Raw genomic sequence first — 783 nt, forward strand, 5'->3', positions numbered from 1 at the left:
CCTTTATAATATTATATTTGAAAGAGAAATAAACGCAATAAACTGCGTTTACTAACTAGTTGTAACCAATTTGAGAAACCGAATGGCAATTAACCAATTTATAACATACATACTGCCGAAAAAGGCGATTGAAATGAAATTTGGAGAAATACCAAATCAATTGGAAATTAAACATTCTGAATGGGAAAAGTTTTGGGAAAAATATACTGAAACTAACAACCAAGATTTAGAGCCTGAATTTGAAGATGCAAGAACAACAAATTGGTGGAAAGAGATAGAAGTTAATTTAGTAGAATTAGAAAAACAAATTGACAAAATAATTACTCGTGCAAGTTGGACTGACGATACAATTTGGAAAAGTGAAAAAGCGGAATTTGACCACGATGTTAGTCTTGGTTTAAATAAAACTAATGAATTTATCGATGAATTTATGTTTCGGACTGACTTAACAGATACTACTCTAAATTTCCTTAATTCAATGCTTGATATTTGTAAAGAAAATGATTGGATTTTAATGGACAGAAACGGAAATTTATGCAAACCAAATATTTCTGATTTAGCACAATTAATAAAAGGTTCAGATGCTGACCGATTTTTAAGAAATCCGAGCAAATTTTTTGACGAATTGAGTAATAAAAAATAAAAACTGGTTACAACACCGTATATAAAAAATTGCTGGTGTTGTGCTAAAACAAAGGTCGTTGCACGTTTGCTACGTCTGATTTTCCTTCGGAAAATCCTCGCACGCAAACACGCAACTTTCCATATACAATACCGTTAGCA

1 protein-coding gene is annotated in these 783 nt (G+C 31.3%); it reads left to right on the forward strand.

All coding sequences use genetic code 11. The features are described 5' to 3' along the window. Positions 1-133: 133 nt before the first annotated feature. Positions 134-643 (forward strand): hypothetical protein, encoded by a 510-nt coding sequence (locus BFJ87_RS14200; protein ID WP_139344258.1) that lies wholly within the window; start codon positions 134-136, stop codon positions 641-643. The last annotated feature ends 140 nt before the right edge of the window (positions 644-783 follow it).

The sequence above is a fragment of the Cellulophaga omnivescoria genome, from assembly GCF_001999725.1.
Lineage (GTDB): Bacteria > Bacteroidota > Bacteroidia > Flavobacteriales > Flavobacteriaceae > Cellulophaga > Cellulophaga omnivescoria.

Bases quoted from the DNA above. Each gene is read 5' to 3' on its own strand.
- BFJ87_RS14200 (WP_139344258.1), top strand. From the start codon at position 134: ATGAAATTTGGAGAAATACCAAATCAATTGGAAATTAAACATTCTGAA.